The organism is Mesorhizobium sp. M7A.F.Ca.CA.002.09.1.1 (assembly GCF_003998555.1).
GTDB classification, from domain to species: Bacteria; Pseudomonadota; Alphaproteobacteria; order Rhizobiales; family Rhizobiaceae; genus Mesorhizobium; species Mesorhizobium ciceri.
Map to the genome: position 1 here is coordinate 1 of NZ_RZRR01000803.1, position 2,586 is coordinate 2,586.

General features: G+C 60.0%; 4 protein-coding genes. All 4 read right to left on the reverse strand.

Annotated elements, in window-relative coordinates; genetic code table 11:
• Positions 1-254, reverse strand: a 254-nt coding sequence (locus EN994_RS26470) for an SRPBCC family protein (protein WP_281060206.1), incomplete at its 3' end; no start/stop codon positions are given.
• A gap of 12 nt (positions 255-266) precedes the next feature.
• A complete protein-coding gene (gene lipA / locus EN994_RS26475) occupies positions 267-1,232 on the reverse strand; it encodes a lipoyl synthase (RefSeq protein ID WP_024505190.1) in 966 nt (321 codons plus the stop codon).
• Between the two features lie 138 nt (positions 1,233-1,370).
• A complete protein-coding gene (locus tag EN994_RS26480; protein WP_013531486.1) occupies positions 1,371-1,628 on the reverse strand; it encodes a GlsB/YeaQ/YmgE family stress response membrane protein in 258 nt (85 codons plus the stop codon).
• Positions 1,629-1,717: 89 nt separating this feature from the next.
• Positions 1,718-2,586: dihydrolipoyl dehydrogenase (locus EN994_RS26485; RefSeq protein WP_164746211.1), on the reverse strand; the 869-nt coding region annotated here is incomplete at its 5' end.

The window sequence follows — 2,586 nt, forward strand, 5'->3', positions numbered from 1 at the left end:
TCGATGTACTTCACGTCGATGGTGTTCTCGTCGGGCTTCAGCAGTACCTGCGTCGTGAAGGTTTCGCGGATCGCCTTGTAGCCGATGCTCATGTCGGCAAGGAGAACGGTACGCCCGTCACGCTCCTTGCGCGAGCGAACCGTCAGCGCTTCGCAAAGCGGCAGGAATTGCGGATAGGATTCAACATCGGCGACCAAAGCGAACATCTGCTCGGGTGTATGGGATACGCGTCGGGTAGCTTCGAATTTTGGCATGAAACCGGCTGATTAAGCTGATTTCTTGAGAATCGCTTCCCGTGCCGCACGCAGCTTGGCGAAATCGTCGCCGGCGTGATGCGATGAACGCGTCAGCGGGCTGGACGCCACCAGCAGGAAACCCTTGGTCCGGCCGATCGTCTCAAAGGATTTGAACTCCTCCGGCGTAACAAAGCGGATCACCGGGTGGTGCTTCTTCGACGGCTGCAGATACTGGCCTATGGTCATGAAGTCGACATTGGCCGAACGCAGATCGTCCATCAACTGCAGGATTTCATTCCGTTCTTCGCCCAGCCCCACCATGATGCCGGACTTGGTGAAGATCGACGGATCAAGCTCCTTGACCCGCTGCAACAGCCGGATCGAATGGAAATAGCGGGCGCCCGGACGAACCGTCAGATAGTTCGACGGAACGGTTTCGAGATTGTGGTTGAAGACGTCGGGTTTGGCCGCCACGACGATCTCCAGCGCGCCGTCCTTGCGCAGGAAGTCGGGCGTCAGGATTTCGATCGTCGTCAGCGGCGTCGCCGCCCGGATGGCGCGGATGACCTCGGCGAAATGCTGCGCACCGCCATCGGCGAGATCGTCGCGGTCGACCGAGGTGATGACGACATGGGTAAGGCCCATCTGCTTGACCGCATGCGCGACGCGGGCCGGTTCATCCGGGTCAAGAGCGGTTGGAATGCCCGTGGCGACGTTGCAGAAAGCGCAGGCGCGGGTGCAGATCTCGCCCATGATCATGAAGGTGGCGTGCTTCTTTTCCCAGCACTCGCCGATGTTGGGGCAGCCGGCCTCTTCGCAGACCGTCACCAGCTTGTGCGACTTCACGATTTCGCGCGTTTCGGCATAGCCCTTCGACATCGGCGCCTTGACGCGTATCCAGTCGGGCTTGCGCAGGACATCCTGATCAGGCTTGTGCGCCTTTTCGGGATGCCGCAGGCGCGGTGCGTTGGCGATCGTATCGAGGACAGTGACCATCGGGAAACCTGGTTCATTGGCGAGCGCCAGTCAGGCGTTCGTTGTGATAACGTCATCTAGGACTTTTCGGCGCAAAGAAAAAGGCCGCTGCGGCGCATGCCGCAACAGCCTTTTTCGCATGGCAGCTCTTCAGTGATGTCAGCGGCGCACCAGGCGTCCTGCCCAGATCAGTAGGCAGGCGCCGATAAAGCCGGTGATCAGATAGGCAATCCAGCCGACGCCGAACGGGCCAAAATTGAGAGCCTGCAGAATGGCGTTCAGCACGATCGCGCCGACGATGCCCATAACGATGTTCATGAAGATGCCGGTGTTGCTCTTCATGAACATTTCGGCGAACCAGCCTGCCAGGCCGCCGATGATGATGGCTGCTATCCAGCCGACGCCATTCAGGTGCATATGCCTTCTCCTTGTGTGATGGATGAAAGTGCATCCGCAAACGATGTACCTTGCCGCCGGGTTCCATCTGTAGCAGCGCTTTCAATCTATCACGCGTTGAGCGCGCGGCCATAGGCGTCGAGCACGCTTTCCTTCATCATCTCCGACAGCGTCGGGTGCGGGAAGATGGTGTGCATCAGCTCTTCCTCGGTCGTCTCCAGGTTCATCGCCACGACGAAGCCCTGGATCAGTTCGGTCACTTCGGCGCCGACCATGTGGGCGCCGAGCAATTGACCGGTCTTCTTGTCGAAGATGGTCTTGATGAAGCCCTGATCCTCACCGAGCGCGATCGCCTTGCCATTGGCGGCGAACTGGAAGCGCCCGACCCGGATATCCCAGCCCTCTGCCTTGGCCTTGGCTTCGGTCAGGCCAACCGAGGCGACCTGCGGATTGCAGTAGGTGCAGCCCGGAATCTTCAGCTTGTCGGTGGCATGTACGCCAGGAAAATCAGCGATCTTCTCGATGCACACGACACCCTCATGTTCGGCCTTGTGGGCGAGCATCGGCGGGCCGGCGACATCGCCGATGGCATAGATGCCCGGCACATTGGTCTTGCCGTAACCATCGATGACGACGCAGCCGCGATCCGTCTTCACGCCGAGCGCCTCAAGCCCGAGGCCCTCGATGTTGCCTTGCACGCCGACGGCCGAGATCATCCGGTCGGCGGTGATCTTCTCGACCTTGCCGTCCTTCATCTCGACATGCGCCGTGACCGAGTTCGTGCCCTTCTCGACCTTGGTCACCTTGGCTTCGAGGATAATCTTCATGCCTTGCTTCTCGAACTGCTTTTGCGCGAACTTCGAGACTTCGGCGTCCTCGACCGGCATCACCGCCGGCAGCAATTCGACCACCGTCACCTCGGCGCCCATTGTGCGGTAGAAGGAGGCGAATTCGATGCCGATGGCGCCCGACCCCATGA

What these genes read in the sequence shown, in the direction of transcription:
- lipA (WP_024505190.1), bottom strand. Translation starts at nt 1,232, where the DNA reads ATGGTCACTGTCCTCGATACGATCGCCAACGCACCGCGCCTGCGGCAT.
- EN994_RS26480 (WP_013531486.1), bottom strand. Translation starts at nt 1,628, where the DNA reads ATGCACCTGAATGGCGTCGGCTGGATAGCAGCCATCATCATCGGCGGC.